17 protein-coding genes and 1 pseudogene are annotated in these 15,082 nt (G+C 62.8%); 9 read left to right on the forward strand and 9 right to left on the reverse strand.

Features of this window, described 5'->3' with window-relative positions; all coding sequences use genetic code 11:
• A pseudogene (locus tag DVK01_RS16665) lies at positions 1 to 401 on the forward strand (NAD(P)/FAD-dependent oxidoreductase); the annotation flags it as partial.
• A gap of 233 nt (positions 402 to 634) precedes the next feature.
• Here DVK01_RS16665 and DVK01_RS16670 read toward each other — a convergent pair.
• From DVK01_RS16670 to DVK01_RS22320, 5 genes are all read right to left on the reverse strand, one after another.
• Positions 635 to 1,459: a nucleoside phosphorylase gene (locus DVK01_RS16670; RefSeq protein WP_121537651.1), complete on the reverse strand. Its 825-nt coding sequence runs from the start codon at positions 1,457 to 1,459 to the stop codon at positions 635 to 637.
• Complete coding sequence (gene cdd, locus DVK01_RS16675; RefSeq protein ID WP_004593122.1) at positions 1,456 to 1,842, reverse strand: cytidine deaminase; 387 nt, start codon at positions 1,840 to 1,842, stop codon at positions 1,456 to 1,458. Before cdd ends, DVK01_RS16670 begins: the two co-directional genes overlap by 4 nt.
• Positions 1,843 to 1,901: 59 nt before the next feature.
• The gene (locus DVK01_RS16680) at positions 1,902 to 3,269 is read right to left on the reverse strand and encodes a phosphopentomutase/phosphoglucosamine mutase (protein ID WP_121537653.1); all 1,368 of its coding nucleotides are present in this window, start codon (positions 3,267 to 3,269) and stop codon (positions 1,902 to 1,904) included.
• A 132-nt stretch (positions 3,270 to 3,401) separates the two neighbouring features.
• Positions 3,402 to 4,124 carry an archaeal proteasome endopeptidase complex subunit beta gene (gene psmB, locus DVK01_RS16685; RefSeq protein ID WP_101349800.1) on the reverse strand — a complete coding sequence of 241 codons (723 nt, stop codon included), beginning with the start codon at positions 4,122 to 4,124 and terminating at the stop codon, positions 3,402 to 3,404.
• Between the two features lie 90 nt (positions 4,125 to 4,214).
• Positions 4,215 to 4,385 carry a hypothetical protein gene (locus tag DVK01_RS22320; protein ID WP_198560228.1) on the reverse strand — a complete coding sequence of 57 codons (171 nt, stop codon included), beginning with the start codon at positions 4,383 to 4,385 and terminating at the stop codon, positions 4,215 to 4,217.
• A 273-nt stretch (positions 4,386 to 4,658) separates the two neighbouring features.
• Here DVK01_RS22320 and DVK01_RS16690 point away from each other — a divergent pair, with 273 nt between their 5' ends.
• The 3 genes from DVK01_RS16690 (at position 4,659) to DVK01_RS16700 (ending at position 5,909) form a co-directional block, all read left to right on the forward strand.
• Positions 4,659 to 5,030: a DUF555 domain-containing protein gene (locus DVK01_RS16690; protein ID WP_004515717.1), complete on the forward strand. Its 372-nt coding sequence runs from the start codon at positions 4,659 to 4,661 to the stop codon at positions 5,028 to 5,030.
• Between the two features lie 70 nt (positions 5,031 to 5,100).
• On the forward strand, positions 5,101 to 5,643 hold the full coding sequence (locus DVK01_RS16695) for a CBS domain-containing protein (protein WP_005534977.1): 543 nt from the start codon (positions 5,101 to 5,103) through the stop codon (positions 5,641 to 5,643).
• Between the two features lie 86 nt (positions 5,644 to 5,729).
• Complete coding sequence (locus tag DVK01_RS16700; protein ID WP_121537655.1) at positions 5,730 to 5,909, forward strand: hypothetical protein; 180 nt, start codon at positions 5,730 to 5,732, stop codon at positions 5,907 to 5,909.
• Between the two features lie 29 nt (positions 5,910 to 5,938).
• On the opposite strand, the gene purM is transcribed toward DVK01_RS16700, so the two are convergent.
• The 3 genes from purM to DVK01_RS16715 are packed head-to-tail and all read right to left on the reverse strand — an operon-like array spanning position 5,939 to position 9,206.
• The gene (gene purM, locus DVK01_RS16705) at positions 5,939 to 6,946 is read right to left on the reverse strand and encodes a phosphoribosylformylglycinamidine cyclo-ligase (RefSeq protein ID WP_101349802.1); all 1,008 of its coding nucleotides are present in this window, start codon (positions 6,944 to 6,946) and stop codon (positions 5,939 to 5,941) included.
• Between the two features lie 53 nt (positions 6,947 to 6,999).
• Positions 7,000 to 7,674, reverse strand: coding sequence for a metalloprotease (locus DVK01_RS16710; protein WP_101349803.1), 675 nt, complete (start codon positions 7,672 to 7,674; stop codon positions 7,000 to 7,002).
• Positions 7,674 to 9,206: a TraB/GumN family protein gene (locus tag DVK01_RS16715; RefSeq protein WP_121537657.1), complete on the reverse strand. Its 1,533-nt coding sequence runs from the start codon at positions 9,204 to 9,206 to the stop codon at positions 7,674 to 7,676. Before DVK01_RS16715 ends, DVK01_RS16710 begins: the two co-directional genes overlap by 1 nt.
• A gap of 247 nt (positions 9,207 to 9,453) precedes the next feature.
• Here DVK01_RS16715 and DVK01_RS16720 point away from each other — a divergent pair, with 247 nt between their 5' ends.
• The 4 genes from DVK01_RS16720 to DVK01_RS16735 all read left to right on the forward strand — a co-directional run bounded on the left by DVK01_RS16720 (position 9,454) and on the right by DVK01_RS16735 (position 11,098).
• The gene (locus DVK01_RS16720; RefSeq protein ID WP_004515723.1) at positions 9,454 to 9,729 is read left to right on the forward strand and encodes a PadR family transcriptional regulator; all 276 of its coding nucleotides are present in this window, start codon (positions 9,454 to 9,456) and stop codon (positions 9,727 to 9,729) included.
• Positions 9,730 to 9,786: 57 nt separating this feature from the next.
• Complete coding sequence (locus DVK01_RS16725; protein ID WP_121537659.1) at positions 9,787 to 10,230, forward strand: acyl-CoA thioesterase; 444 nt, start codon at positions 9,787 to 9,789, stop codon at positions 10,228 to 10,230.
• A 111-nt stretch (positions 10,231 to 10,341) separates the two neighbouring features.
• Positions 10,342 to 10,797, forward strand: coding sequence for a hypothetical protein (locus DVK01_RS16730; RefSeq protein WP_121512482.1), 456 nt, complete (start codon positions 10,342 to 10,344; stop codon positions 10,795 to 10,797).
• A 121-nt stretch (positions 10,798 to 10,918) separates the two neighbouring features.
• Complete coding sequence (locus tag DVK01_RS16735; RefSeq protein ID WP_004593110.1) at positions 10,919 to 11,098, forward strand: HEWD family protein; 180 nt, start codon at positions 10,919 to 10,921, stop codon at positions 11,096 to 11,098.
• A gap of 134 nt (positions 11,099 to 11,232) precedes the next feature.
• Here the strand turns inward: DVK01_RS16735 and DVK01_RS16740 are convergent, their stop codons facing one another.
• Complete coding sequence (locus DVK01_RS16740) at positions 11,233 to 14,049, reverse strand: oligosaccharyl transferase, archaeosortase A system-associated (protein WP_101349807.1); 2,817 nt, start codon at positions 14,047 to 14,049, stop codon at positions 11,233 to 11,235.
• Positions 14,050 to 14,145: 96 nt separating this feature from the next.
• Here DVK01_RS16740 and aglG point away from each other — a divergent pair, with 96 nt between their 5' ends.
• Entirely contained in the window at positions 14,146 to 15,081 is a 936-nt protein-coding gene (aglG, locus tag DVK01_RS16745; protein WP_101351417.1) for a glucosyl-dolichyl phosphate glucuronosyltransferase, read from the forward strand.
• Position 15,082: the final 1 nt, after the last annotated feature.

Raw genomic sequence — 15,082 nt, forward strand, 5'->3', positions numbered from 1 at the left:
TGGATCTGGACAAGGACGAGCGCAACCACCGCGTCCACGCTGAGGGGAACTTCCAGACGGAGGACGAGCGGGTCTTCGCCATCGGCGACTCGGCGCTGATCGACCAGCCGGGCGACCAGCCCGCGCCACCGACCGCTCAGGCCGCCTGGCAGGCCGCCGAGGTGGCCGGCGAGAACCTCGCCCGGGCGGCACGGGGTCAGCCGCTAAAGACCTGGACCCACAAGGACAAAGGGACGGTTGTTTCGGTCGGCGAGAAAGCCGTTGCCCACGACGTGGTGAACGTCCCAGTTGAGACGTTTGGCGGGCTGCCGGCGAAACTGCTGAAAAAGGCGATTGCCGCCCGCTGGATCAACGACGTGACCGGCGTTGGTCGGGCCGCCAAGGCCTGGCCCGACATGTGAGACCACCTTTTTCAGCGTCGGGTTCGCGCTGATAGCGCGAACCACTCCTTGAAAAACGTGGGCGAACAAGGCCGGACTCGCCGCGAGGTGGCGAGTCCGGGGAAACCGCGCTTCGTTCCGCTCGCGCGGTATGCTGTTTCTGCCGGACTGCACCGCTACTACACAGCATTTGCCGCTGCCGCACTGTTTCTGCAATAGCATCCAGTCCCGATTAGCAGCGATTGGAAATCGGACTAGCGGTCAATAGACAGACCGGCGTGCCAGCTGTCGGCATCGGCTTCCTCGACAGCGGCGTCCATCTCGGCCAGATACGACACGGCGAGGCTGGCGCATTTCGCCGCTTTGCGCTCGCCTTCGGTTCGGAACTCGCCGGTGACTCGGTTGGCGTACACCGTACAGACAGCGCCGGCCCGCAGTCCGTACAGGTTCGCGAGCGTGAGAATCGTCGCGGCCTCCATCTCGAAGTTGAGGACGCCGGCCTCTTGCAGCGCCGCGATGCGCTCGTCGCTGCCGCTGGCCTCGAAGTCCTTGAAGCCGGGGCGTGACTGCCCGGCGTAAAAACTGTCTGTCGAGCAGGTGACGCCGAGGTGGTAGTCGTAGCCGAGCTCCTCGGCGGCGGCGACGAGCGCCGAGACGATTCGATGGTCGGCGCTGGCGGGGTAATCCTCGCGGACGTACTCCTTGCTGGTCCCCTCCTGTCGCACCGCGCCGGTGGTGATGACGAGGTCGCCGATGCTGGCGTCCTCCTGGATGGCCCCGCAGGAGCCGACCCGGATGAACGAGTCCGCGCCGACACGGGCAAGTTCTTCGAGCGCGATTGCGGCCGACGGGCCGCCGATACCGGTCGAAGTTACCGAGATGGGCGTGCCGTCGTGGGTGCCCGTGGCCGTGCGGTACTCGCGGTGTTCAGCCACGATGTCGTGGTCGTCCCAGTAGTCGACGACCTTTTCCACGCGCTCGGGGTTCCCCGGCAGTAGGACGCTGTCGGCCACGTCGGCCTCGCTCACTTCCAGATGGTACTGTACGTCGTCGTTCGGGTCTTCACTATCGCTTGTCATTTGTCGAGATGGTCGCTGGTGATTGTCGTCGGCAGGAGCTCCCCGAGTTCGTACACCGTCGGCTCGTCGCCGTCGGTGATGATCTCGAACGACTCGTCACAGAACTCGCTGAACGTCTGGCGGCACATCCCACAGGGAGTGACGCCGTCGCGTTTGCCCGAGGTGACGGCAACACGCTCGAACGACTGGTGCCCGTCGCTGACAGCCGCGCCGATGGCTACTTCTTCGGCATGTAAGCTGTTACTGTAGTTCGCGTTCTCGATGTTACAGCCGGTGTAGACGCTACCGTCACTCGTTTCCAGCGCTGCGCCGACGGTGTACTCCGAGTACGGCGCGTACGCCTCGTCGATAGCATCTCTCGCTGCGTCGAGGAGATCCTCCATGCACTGGGCGTCGCAGGGCCGTGTAGAAATTCTGTCGGTCTCTATAGCGGTCGGTGGTGTCAGGCGTCGGCGGCGCTGACGGCCTCGACGGCGTCGCGGACCGCCTGTGTGGTGTCGGCGACCAGCGCGTCGATGTCGTCGCTCTCTGCGTACACCCGGACGTACGGCTCGGTGCCGCTCGGGCGGACGAGCGTCCACGACCCGTCGTCGAAGGAGAGCCGGACGCCGTACTCGGTCGAGACATCCGCTTCGGGGAACGCGTCCGGCAGGCTGGATTCGAGTCGGGCCATCGTCTCGACCTTGGCATCGTCGGGACACTCAACGCTCACCTTCTCGTACGGCCGTTCAGAGATGACGGCTCGCCTGTCAGCGACGCTCTGTTCGGCGAACAGACGCGTCAGCACGGCCGCACTGGCCACGCCGTCTATCCAGCCACCGAAGGCGGTGTGAATGTGTTTCCATGGTTCTGCGGCGAAGACGACTTCGGTTTCATCGGTCGCGTCCGCGCGAACGTCAGCGATTCCGACGTGGAGGGAACCAAGGTGGATGCGTTCGACGCGGCCGCCGGCAGCCTCGACCCGTTCGTCGATGCGGCCGGAGGCGTTGGGCGTCGTCACGACGACTGGGTCAGAAACGTCCGCGGCACGCGTGTAGTGTTCGGCCAGCATCGCGAGTATCGTGTCCTCGTGGATGACATCGCCGTCGGCATCGACGACGACGATACGGTCGGCGTCGCCGTCGTGACCGAACCCGAAGTCGGCGTCGGATTCGGCGACGAACTCGCGGAAATCGGCCAGCGTCTCCGGCGTGGGTTTGCTCTCGCGGCCGGGGAAGGTTCCGTCAACGTTTGCCTCCGTCGCCAGCACGTCGGCCCCCAGCTCCCGGAGCACCTGCGGCGTCGCCACGCTGGCCATCCCGTTCCCGCAGTCGACGGCGACTGTCAGTCCAGACGGGTCACCGCCGAGCGATTCAGCGTAGTCGGCGACAGCGCTTCGATACTCGTCGAGGTAGTCGACCGACTCTGTGTCGCCCCAGTCGCGCCAGGCCGTCGGCGTCGAACCATCCTCGATTCGCCCTTCGATTCGCGTCTCGTCGTCGTCGCCGTACTCGGTGCCGTCGGCGAACACCTTGATGCCGTTGTCCGTCGGCGGGTTGTGGCTCGCGGTGATCATCACCCCGTGGCGGCCCTGCGAGGCGTAGGCCAGCGCCGGCGTCGGCACGCGGCCGATTCTGACGACTCGCGCGCCGGCGCTTTGCAGTCCCGCGGCCGTCGCATCAGCGAGCGCTGGCGAGGTCACGCGCCCGTCGTACCCAAGCACGAACGTCTCGCCGTCCTGCCCAGTCGCCTGTCCGACTCGCAGTGCAAGGTCCGGCGTCACCTTCGATACAACATCACCGCGGATCCCCGCGGTCCCGAACAGTTCCATACCGGCGATGCGGAAGCCGACCGTATAATTCTCTCGTTCGCACGTCAGTTCAGAGACGCCCCGTGGACGGCTGGTCGAGAACTGTGGTTAGCGTCGGAGACAAGCGGTCGAAAAGAGACTGGGAAAAGCCGATTACAGCAGTTCGTCGAAATCGTAGCCGTTGATGTCGACGCCGTCGGCAGTGACATCGGCGAGGTAAATACCGTTACCAGAGCCGGTGTCACGCTCGGCGGCGGCGTTGATCGAGGCGGCAGCGACTTCTTTTGCCTCTTCGTTTGTCATCTCTTCCTCGTAGCGGTCTTCGAGTGTCCCGTACGCGACGGTGAGCCCGGAGCCGGTGACAGTGTAGTCGTCCTTCATGACGCCGCCGGCCGGGTCGATGGAGTAGACGTGGTTGCCGTCGTCGTCGACGCCGCCGAGGATAGGGTTGATAGCGAAGAAGGGGCCGCCGCGGGCGAAGTTACCTGCCAGCGTCGAAAGCGCCTTCATGCTGATATCCTCACCGCGGCGTGCCTCATAGAGATTGACCTCCGCGCGAAGCGTCCGGATGAACGACTGTGCGCCGCCGACGCTCCCAACGAGGGTCAGCGCCGCCGTAGGGTGAATCTGTTCGACTTTCTGGACGTTCTTGTTCGAGACGAAGCGACCGCCAAGCGAGGCGCGCATGTCCGTCGCGATGACGACGCCCTCGGACGTGCTGATACCGATAGTGGTCGTTCCGGTCTTGTTCACCTTCTCTGAATCCTGTGTGGACTGTGCGGGGAGCTCGCCGACTTCGGGTGCGTACGGGTCGCTCTGGAACTCGTCAGCAGCCTGGGGTCCAGAAAGATCCGGCCCCGGAGTCATATCTCGCATTACTGTGGGGTACTAGTCGGGCGCTGATAAAACCTCTTTTCCTGATGAGCCTGACCGCAACCGTCGGTAGGCTCAGTCGGCTGTCCCGTCTTACGCGCTCGCCTGATCGTAGGCCTCGTTGAGTCCTGACACGGCCCGGTCCATCGGCAGTCGGAGTCCGAACCGCTCCGTGAGCATCGCTACCGGTAGCAGCACGATGCCCAGGAGCAGGGTAAGTTGATACAGTGCGAACAGCGTTGCGGTGTACAGTCGAGCTACCATCTTCCTCGGTCGTTTCAGAGAGAGACTTGTATATAAGTCTTGCTGCCACATTTCAGTCAAGAATTATCGATTATGAAGAACTGATGGGCCGCGGTCCTGCGGTTTACTCAAACGCCCGAGAAGACGAGCAACCGACTGGACAACTCTCTGAACAGATATAATGGGGGGATGAGTCAGACGGCTGGTTTGCATAAGTTATAGAGATAGTAACGGTGACGTGCGCAACAGAAGCGAATCAAAACTATCGAATAGTCGGGCCACGAGAGCTAATGTATGAACTACCTCGTGGCGATGGAAGCAGCCTGGCTGGTTCGTGATGTAGACGACATCGACGACGCTATCGGTGTCGCAGTGAGCGAAGCGGGGAAGCGGCTCAACGAGGCCGAGATGGACTACGTCGAGGTCGAGGTCGGCGCGACCGGCTGCCCGGCCTGTGGCGAACCGTTCGACTCGGCGTTCATTGCGGCCGACACGGCGCTCGTCGGACTGGTACTCGAGATGGATGTGTTCAACGCCGAATCCCCGGAACACGCACAGCGGATCGCCAAAAGCGAAATCGGCGGTGCACTCCGGGATGTCCCGCTGAAAGTCGTTGAGGTATTTGAGACCGAGGCCGACGAGGACGAAGCCGAAGCCGAGGCATAACTAAACCCACCTTGATTCGCTTGCCGCGGTAGCCGTGGGCTTTTTATATTACCTCTGGTAATTAGCGGATATGGACTTACCGACGCCACAGGACCTGCGGGAACGCCGCAACGAACTCGGGCTGACCCAGAGTGAACTGGCGGAGCGGGCTGACGTCTCCCAACCCCTTATCGCTCGTATCGAAGGTGGTGACGTGGACCCGCGGCTGTCGACACTCCGTCGCATCGTGACTGCTCTCGAAGAGGCCGAGGGCGGCATTATCAAAGCCCGCGACCTGATGAACTCGCCTGTCGTTGGCGTTGCGCCCGACGATTCCGTCCACCAGACGAAAGACGTGATGGACGAGAAGGGGTACTCACAGGTCCCCGTCATCCGGGACGGGGCCCCGCAGGGCCTCATCGGCAACTCCGATATCCGTCAGCGGCCCGAGGAGAACGTCGGCGACCTTCCAGTGGCTGAAGTGATGAACGAATCTATCGCAACCGTTGAGCCAGACGCACCCATCGACGAAGTCGACGCTTACTTGAACCATAATGCGGCTGTGATGGTCGTTGAAGGTGGAGAAACTATCGGTGTCATAACCGAAGCAGACATCGCGCGTACGGTCAGCTAACTCTGATTCTCACAAACGCGAATAGGGATAGTGGGGCCGTACTCCCCGTAGGAGGGGCTTACTACCGAAAACAGTGTCAGGGGTATATGTCTATTCTCACCAACGATAGACGTACTCACATGGCCAATCCCAGCGACCCACTGTACGCCGAACTCGAAAAGGCACTCGAAACCGCCGAAACTGAAGCGGCCAGATACCATATCCGCCAAGCACTCCAGATTCGGATTGCGGAGGAGACCGCCGGCAAAGACATCCTGTCAGCCTGAACGCGCCCGATGGGCATCCGTCGCGCCGCTCACTCGGTAAGTCCGAGGCCGCGAATCGAGACCGCCTCGTCCCCGTCAGTCACTTTGCCGATGACGCGCGCGTCCTCGCTGTCGTTGACGATTGCCGCAGCATCGGCCTCGGACACTGCGGCGACGAACCCGGTCCCCATGTTGAACGTCCGGTGCATCTCCTCGTCAGAGACCTCGCCTTCCGCTTGAACGAACTCGAAGACGGGCTGGGCCTCGAAGGGATCCGTAATCTCGTACCGGTAGCTCCCCATCCGCGTGAGGTTCGTCCAGCCGCCGCCGGTGACGTGTGCGGCCGCATGGGTCTCGCTGGCCCGGAGCGGGGCCAGCACCTCGCTGTAGATCCGTGTTGGCGTCAGCAGTTCCTCGGCGATGGTCCTGTCGGGGTTCGGCGGGAACGGGTCGTCGTACTCGTGGTCGCGCGTGACCGCCTCGCGCGCCAGCGTGAGCCCGTTGGAGTGGATGCCCGAGGAGGGCCAGCCGACGATGGCGTCGCCGGGCTCGGCCTCGCCGGGGAAGACGGCGTTTTTCGGTGCCAGTCCGGCGCAGGTCCCGGCGATGTCCAGCCCCTTAATCACGTCCGGCATCACGGCAGTTTCGCCACCCACGAGCGCCACGTCGGCCCGCTCGGCCCCTGTTCGGAGCCCCGCGCCGATGTCCTCGCTCGTCTCCTCGTCCGGCGTCTCGACCGCGAGGTAGTCGACGAACGCCACCGGCTCGACGCCGGCCGCGATGAGGTCGTTGGCGTTCATCGCGATGCAGTCGATGCCGATAGTCGAGTAGTCGTCGATGGCCTCGGCGACGAGGAGTTTCGTGCCGACGCCGTCCGTCGCGAGCGCGAGGTACTGGTCGCCGATGTCGACCAGCCCGGCGTAGTCGCCCTCGAACTCGCCGGCCGCGCCGATGAGCGCCTTCGTCGCTGCCTCGCTGGCGTCGATGTCCACACCGGTTTCTGCGTAGGTCAGTCCCTCCTCGCCCTCGGTGTCGTCCGCGGACTCGCTGTCGGTCATACCCGAGAGCGCGCGTGGCGCGGGCAAAAGAGCGTCGTTCCGGCGGAGGCGGCTTAGAGGACAAACAGCGCGCCGACACCGAGCAGAATCGACGGAATCGCCACGACGAGAAACACCGGCGTGCTCCATTCTCGGACCGTTCGGCCGTCGAGCGGGCCGAAGGGCAGCATGTTGAAGCCGGCGAGCAGGAGATTGATCTGCAGGCCCATCTGCGCGACTTCCCAGAGGAAACCGCCCGTGCCCGACAGTAGCGCCGCGACGAACGGGACGAGGAAGACGGCGGCGAGCGCGAGGTTCGTCACCGGCCCGGCGACGGCGATGAGGCCGTGTTGCTTGGCCGTCAGGCGGCCGCGGTGGACGACCGCACCCGGCGCGGCAAACAGGAAGCCGACGAGGCCGCCCAGGACCGCGAACCCGAGCATCCGGTAGTCGGCCTTGAACGCGGCTATCTGGCCGAAGCGGACGGCGACAACCTTGTGAGCCAGTTCGTGTAGCAGGAAGCCGACACCGACGGTGAGCAGACTGACTGCGAACGTGCTGGCGATTTCGGCACCCGAGAGGCCGCCGAACTGGCCGAAGACGATGCGCCGGAACTCCCGTTCAAGGAAGAACGTGAACGCCAGCCCGAGCGCGAGCCAGGCGACGAGAAGGTCCCGGAGTTCGCGCTGGCTGAAGCTGAGGCCGCCGATGGTCCGACCCGCAGCGGTTCGCCGTCGTCGACCCGCCATCAGAGGACCCCCACGAGTATCTGCGTTCCTTCGCGGACGCCCTGCCAGAGCAGGCGCGAGACGCCCTGCATTCCGCCGATGTCCGACGAGATGTACGGGATCAACACCGGGAAAACGACGTACGACGCGATGGCGCTGCCGACGTTCGTCAGCGCGACGACAAGAATCAGCCGGAACAGTGGCACCGCACGCATCCGGCTGACGAGGTCCATGACCGGCGACTCCTGGTCGTTGAGTATCTCGTTGAGCGTCGCGATGTCGCTGATGTTGACGGAGATGTACCGGAGTTCGACGTAGCCCGCGAACCAGCCGGCCGCGAGCAGCGGGAACAGGCTGGTCAGCCAGCCGAAGGCACCGGCGGCGGCCGCACTCGACCAGTGTGCGCCGGCCACCTTCGCCAGCCCGCCGGCCAGCACGGCGTTGACGGCGACCAAGGCGACGAAAAGCTCCAGCAGTACCGCCTGGCTCGCGCCGCCGAGGATGAGCAGGCCAAAGAAGACGAGAAAGACGACCCCGAAGCCGTAGCCGACGAGCTTGTACAGCGACACACGACGGCCCCCCTCGGTGCCGGTGAGCGACTCCATCGGCGGGAGCGTCTCCGGATTGTCGAGATAGTTCTCGATGCCCTCACGGTGGCCAGCACCCACAACGGCGAGGACGTGATAGCCGGCCTCGCGGAGGGCGATAAGTCTGTGTGCAATGAACGCATCGCGTTCGTCGATGAGCGCCTCCGCGCCGCCGGGAGAAAACTGACGGAACTCCTCCATCATCGCGCTGACCACGTCGGTATCCGTCAGTTTCTCCATGTCGAACTCCTCAACGTCGGCCTCGCCGCGGAACTGGACCAGCAGTGCGGCGATAGGGATTCCGAAACCGGCCGCGGCAACACAGATGAGCAACAGCGTATCGAGCAAGCCCTCGACGGTCCCGCCGAGACCGCCCGGCAGAACCCCCGAGAGCGCCCCACTCGGGACAATAAACGGACCGCCGAAGGCCCCGGCGACGACCGCAAACAGCCCGCCGAAGACAGCGCCGACAGTCAGCCCGACGGTCAACGGCGGCCCCATCTCGGCCGCGAGACTGCCGACGAGCTTGAGCTTCTCGACGGCCGTCAGCCGCGCCCAGAACCGCTGGACGGTCGTCTGAATATCCCGGTCGACGAGTGCGACGCCGAGGCCGAGCCGTTCGGCGGTGTCGATGCCCGCTTTCATGTCCGCACCCGGCTCGATGTCGAACCGGTCGCCAAGTCTGGTCTGGATGTACGACAGCATCCAGTACGCGAGGAACTGAAAGACGGTGTTCCCGCGCAGGAGGTCGCTCGCATCGAGGTCGTCAGGCGTTTCGCCTTTGATCTGGCGATACCGACCCTCGTCGAGTTCGACGGCGACGATATCGGGCTCGGAGTCCTCAATCGCTGATTCCACTTCCCTGACGCTGTGCTCGGAAACGTGAGCGGTTCCGACGACATCGACGCGTCCCGCCCCCGACGGTTCCGGGAACTCGTCTGCCGCCGACTCCGCGTGTTCGGTCATCACCCGCGTTACACATTCGCTTCCCTTACCCTTGTCGGGTCCAGGTGACTACGCTGAAACACCGACCGAAATCATGTTTGTGGCATTGTATGTTCCCGCCACGGGGCGAAGCTATTACCGACTCTCGTGTTAATACAGCCAGAGATGCCGTGGTAACTACTGGACGGTGACGGCATCTGTAAATACGTAATAGATTTGCTGATTCAAAAGACTGATATGTATAGAGTCAAACTGTATCGGATATACGATGTATGACCTGACTGGATTCCAGCGGGACCTGCTGTACGTCATTGCAGGCCTTGACGAGCCCCACGGGTTAGCAATCAAGGAAGAGCTCGAAAACTACTACGAAAGCGAGGTCAACCACGGCCGGCTGTATCCGAACCTTGACACGCTCGTCGAGAAGGCACTCATCGAGAAGGGCGAACGCGACCGCCGAACGAACTTTTACACGCTGACCAAGCGCGGCCAGCGCGAACTTGACGCCCGGAAAGAGTGGGAAGCACAGTACGTTTCGGCGTAGCCACGTTTTCGAAGCCCGTTCGACAGACTCAACCCAAGTGCTGGCCAACCTCGGGCCATGCCAACGGTACTGGAAACCTATATCGAGAACCGCTGGATGGTCCAGCCCAACCACTCGAATCATCTGGGTTCAACCCACGGGGGAAACGTCCTGAAATGGATGGACGAACTCGGGGCGATGTCGGCGATGCGCTTTGCCGGTGAAACCTGTGTCACCGCGCGGATGGACCAGGTAAACTTCAAGCGACCCATCCCTGTCGGTGACACGGCTCTTATTGAGGCGTTTGTCTACGACGCTGGCGAGACGAGTGTCAAAGTTCGGCTCCGGGCCGCCCGAGAGAACATCAGAACCGGCGAGACTGAATCGACCGCTGAGTCGTACTCGGTGTATGTCGCGGTCGACGAGGACCGGAACCCGGTTCCCGTACCCGACGTGGCGACCGAGACTGACCGTGGTGAACAACTGCGACAGCGCGCCCTCGACGGGGAAGCGAACCGCTGATACTGTCTGCTGCAATTACCACACTGTCACCTCGGAGCGACGACTACCGTACCGTCACGACGGGACAGCCAACAGTATGAGCTTTATTCGGCTCCGCCACGTACCACGACTATGACACTCGATGTTGAGACGCCGGAGCGGCCGGCGCTGTCTACCGGCGTCGCTGCCGATGAGTACGACGATGCGGACGTACAGGGCGACGAATACCGGCGCGAGGAACTCGCCGAGGCCCTTGACGACGGCGCGTGGGCCGACGCGTTCGAAGAATGGGCCGCGGACGCGTCGCTCGATGCCGACCAGTGGCAAATCGTCACCGACCTGGGACTCATCGAGGAGTTCGATTTCTTCTGGGACTCCTTCGCAGGTCGCGTCGGCTACCACGCACCGGGCTTGCCCGAGGACTGGCGCGAGCGGGAGATCCATCCGGGCATCGACTCCTGGGGGACGGTCTCGGGTATCAACGCCGGACTGACCGAGTTCGGACAGGTCGTCTGTGAGGTGCTGGCCGACGAGTACATCGACTGGGAAGCGGAAGAAGTCAGCGCGGACGACCTCCCGGACTTTTGAGCGCGGTAGCGGTTGCTGTCGTCAGTGCCGGTGTGGCACTCCAACGCTGTCGGCTCTGACTCGTCCCGAAGACCGGTCAGGGACCGGCAGCCTGATAACGACCCACGCGCTTGGACCAGATATGGCTGAAATCGTCACCCCACGCAAACGCGAGTGTGAGCGGTGTGGGCGGGTCGACGAGTGGGACCCGGACCAACACAGCTGGCGTATCGTCACTGACGACGGCACCAAGCAATCTGGCGACCCACACTGTCTCCACGAGTGGGATATCAACGGCACGTTCAATCCGCTGGCCGAGTGAGTTCGCCGCCCGCTGCTCCCGACTTTTCGACCGGCAGGCCTGTCACTGTTAGAACGGAGTCAGCCGACAGAATCCAACAAAAAGTCTCGGGTAGGCCGCACAGGCTCCGCCAGTGACCAACCGCCGGGACGCAGCTATGCCCCCGCTTCAGCCACGCCTTCGGTCACTGGTGCGCGTGATTCACCGCTGGTCTCGTTGCCCTGCTGAATCGTTACCGGTTCCAGCTCGACGGTCGCGGCGGAGTCGTCCTCACCGATAACCTGTCCCTCGGTGACCTCGGTCGTGCCAGTAAAGCCGGTCCTGTTACCGTTGTTAGTACCGACTGCGCTGAACTGGTACTGGGTCTCGGCACGGACACTCACGTTCGTGTAGCCCTCGTCAGTTCCCCAGTCGTCGTAGCCGGTCGTCGAGTAGGGCACGGTCATCTCGAAGTTCCCGTTCTGATCTGTCTGGGTCCGCTGGCGGTAGATGAACGTCTTGTTCGTGGCTGGGTTGCGCATCTGGACGGCGGTCTGGACTGTCGTGTTGGCCGGTCCGGTCCCTTCAATCGTCGCACCGGGGACGCGCTCGAATATTTTCGTCCAGGCGGAGTGCTGGTATTGCGGACTGTTCGGGAACGCCTCAGTCTCACTGGAACCGACCAGACGGTAGTGCTCCATCGCCGGTACACGCTCGCCAGGTGCGTCGCCGTAGCCGCCGAGTTGCGAGGTCGCATCCTGTTCGACGTACTGACGGGCCAGTTCAAGTGACTGGAACTGGCGGATGACCTGGCCCTGCTGTTGGCCCTCCGGCTCCTGTTCGTTCGTCGGTGCACCACGGTACTGCACGCCTTGGCTCGTCTGTTTGTTCTCCCAGTCGATGACAATCGGCTGAGGCTCGGCGGCACTTCCGTGGAAACGGTACAGCCGAGTGACCATCGTCTCGTAGTAGGCCTGGTGCTGGAACGTCACCTGGCGGACCCCACCGGCTTGGGACTGGATGTACAGCCGACTGTAGTAATCACTAGTCTGTACTCCGTCAACGAATGCCGGTGGTGCAAAGAACTTGCCACCGAGGTTTCCGTTGGTCTCAGCCATCTTCCAGTCGACGGCAACGTACCGCGTCTTCGCGTCGTCTTCGTCTGTGCTATTGAGGATACTGTTGGCCCGCGTCTCGTTCTGTGCGATCAGGAACGGTGCGGCCGTATCCGTTCCCTGCTGGAAGGGGTTCGCGTTCGGCACCCGTTCGCCTCGCGTCGTAATCCAGTGCCCGTAGTCCCACCACGACAGGACGCCGTACTGCCCCTGCTGGTAGTCGAAGTCGTCCTGTTTCTGATAGGTGCCGTAGTAATCGAGAGTCGCGTCACCACCGGTGCCGTACGCGCCCTCCGCGGGCGTGTTCCCTTCCATCCACTGTAGGCTCTCGTCCCAGCCCTGAATACTCGGCCCGGGACCGGTCGAACCGGCTTCGACCGGCGCTGTGCCGAACGCGAATAGTGGGACGACGATGACGAGAAGTACCGTGAGAATCGTCATGACCTGATAGTATTCGATCCCGTCGTCGGCGCTGAAATCGAACCAGTGGATGAATTGGCCGACGACCATTCCCGATAGCACTGCAATCGGCGCGGCCAGATAATACGCGAACCGCTGCTGTGTAAACGCGGCAAGTAGAATGAACAGTGCCCAGACGACGACGAGCAGTTCTTCAGCGGGCGCATCGTCGGAGAGGAACTGTTTTGCGAGCAGAAAGATTCCACCGATAGCCGCAACGATGACAGCAAACCCGTGTGCCTCGAACAGGACCCCAGCGCCCCGTAGCGGCGCGGCCTCGCCGACGGTTCCGGCCGTTTCACTGATCGTGAACCCGATGACTCTCGTTACGTTTCGCGTGAAGAAGTCCCACAGGCTGGGAGTCAGCAATGCCATCAGAACAGCCCCGGACGCGAGGATTCCAAACACGACCGCTGGATACACGTACCGGCCGTATTTGCGCTGCTCCATGAAGCGGGCTAGCCACGCCATGAACACACAACCGAAGCAAACGGCCAACGCCAGCCCCGGCTGGAGCAGCGACTGGGCGGTCGCTGTGATCTCTAGGACGTTGATTCTCGATGCACTCACCACGGCGGCAGTCGCCATCGTGATTGCGCCCGCGATAGCTGTGTGTTCTGGGCTGCTGTCGTGAACGTACTCCAGACACAGTCGGAGCAGGAAGAAGACACCGAGTATCCCGAGAAGGAGCACACCCGGGGGCCAGACCCAGAGATACATCGCAATTGCCACACCGGCCAGCATGGACCAGCTGATGGTGTCCCGGAGTGCGTCTATGTCTCGCTCGGTGAACTGCTCGTAAATCGGTTTGTCACGTGCGGCGACGCTGACCGCCACCATGACACCGAGGACACCGAGTACCTGAAAGAGCGCTTCGGCGACGTGGTGGTCAGAGAAACCGACGAGGCTCCGCTGCAAGAGCCACCCGGTCGAGAATGCCATCACAGTAACCGCAGTTACGCCGCCGAGGCGGCCGCCGAGTCGCCGTCCGATAAGATACGTCGGAATGGCAACTAGCGTCCCGAACACGGCCGGCGCGAACAGAACCGTCATCGCGACTGTCTGGTCACTGGGGGAACCCAGGCCGATAATCAGGGCCACTGTCGCGATGATCTGGTCGAAAAGCGTCCCGAACTGCCCGTTACTGGTCCCGTATGGGAACGCTGTCCACGGATCGAACGGCATCGTCGAGGGCCAGTTTTGTACGACGTACTGGGTCGAACGGTAGTGATACCAGGCATCGTTCCCGCTGAAGAGAACTTCGCCGTCAACAATGAAGTTCTCCCAGCTCCGGACGCGATTCCACAGCATGAACCCGAGCAGTACCAGGAGGACCGGAATGTGGTACCAGCGCTCGGCCCACTCTAGGGCGGACTCGAGTTCGGGGTTGTCGTCAAGATAGCCCCGTGATTGACTCATTGCACGGAAAAACTGCCAAGGCGCGCATAAGCCTTTTGACCTCTATGCGGGCGCAGGATGGAAACGCCTAACAGTACCGGTGGCACACCACCGACCATGCGAGTCTCGGTCGTGCTCTGTACGCACACGATGGAGCGATACGACGACTGTCGAGCGGCGGCCGAGAGCGTCTTAGCCCAGACCTACGACGACGTGGAACTCGTACTGGTTTCGGATGGGAACCGGGACGTGTACGAACAGTACGAATCCGACTTCGGCAACCGAGACGATGTCCTGATACACTGTAACGACGAGAACGTCGGACTGCTAGAGAGCCGGAACAATGGGGCCGAAGTCGCCACCGGGGACGTTGTCGCATTCATCGATGACGACGCCATCGCTGACGAGAAGTGGGTCATGGCGCTAGTCGATGCCTACCAACAGGAGAACGCGCTCGCGGTCGGCGGCCGAATGACGCCAGCGTGGGTCGCCGGCAAACCCAGCTTTCTGCCTGCGGAGTTCTACTGGCTTATCGGTGTGACCCACCGCGGATTTGGACCGAACGGCGACCCCGACGAATCCGGCGTCGTCCGCAATACCTTCGGCTCGAACATCTCCTTCAAACGGGACGTGTTCCTTGAACTGGGCGGCTTTGAGGACGACATCGGCGGCCGACAGGGCGAGAAGAACCTCCAGGGCGGCGAGACGGAACTCTGTGCGCGCCTGCGTAGCGAATACGACAAAGGGGTGTACTACACCCCCGACGCGCTGGTCGCACACAAGATATTCGACTACCGGACCGACCCGGGGTGGCTCGTGGACCGCGCGTTCTGGCAGGGCTACTCCAAGCGCGGGATGGAGGTGTTCGTCCCTGAATCGACCGGCGCGGAGTCGGACTTCCTGGGGGACCTCCTGTTCCGGTTCGCCCCGTCGCGTCTCCGCGATATCGTCACGTCCCCGTCGCTCGGGGCCGTCCTGCAGTTCCTCTTCCTCTTTCTGCTCACGGGGAGCGTCGGCGTCGGCTACCTCTATGGGATGTACGTCTGGCGGTAGC

Source organism: Haloarcula sp. Atlit-120R (assembly GCF_003665885.1).
Classification (GTDB): domain Archaea; phylum Halobacteriota; class Halobacteria; order Halobacteriales; family Haloarculaceae; genus Haloarcula; species Haloarcula taiwanensis.